This is a genomic window from Vibrio sp. 10N.222.46.A1, assembly GCF_041473595.1.
GTDB classification, from domain to species: Bacteria; Pseudomonadota; Gammaproteobacteria; order Enterobacterales; family Vibrionaceae; genus Vibrio; species Vibrio tasmaniensis_A.
In genome coordinates, this window is sequence record NZ_JBFRSN010001682.1 from 1 (window position 1) to 319 (window position 319).

Here is a 319-nt window from a genome sequence, read left to right on the forward strand (position 1 = left end):
GTGGTGATACGTGTGCTGTCCGCAGGTTGATAGTTCTCGTCGAGGCTAATGCTCTTAATTGTAAAATTAAATTCTGTATTCATGTTGATCTGATATCCCAATCTGTTGTCTGACTTTCTCGGTCTTTAGAATTAAAATTGCTTTTATTTTTGCTTGTGACCGGATTAATAGTTGAAGGCAATACTGTATGAAAAATTAATACGGTATTAAGTTAATCGCTTGGTATTTTTATACTTGGTTCGATAAATGATTAACAATGGTATTCTTTCACAATCAACATGAGGAATATTCATGATCTATTATGTTTGAAAATATTAGG

Annotated in this window: 1 protein-coding gene; it reads right to left on the minus strand. The window is 32.3% G+C overall.

The window, feature by feature from the left end:
- A partial coding sequence (locus AB4496_RS28845; protein ID WP_372133544.1) for a putative oxygenase MesX occupies positions 1–83 on the minus strand: 83 nt, incomplete at its 3' end.
- Positions 84–319: the final 236 nt, after the last annotated feature.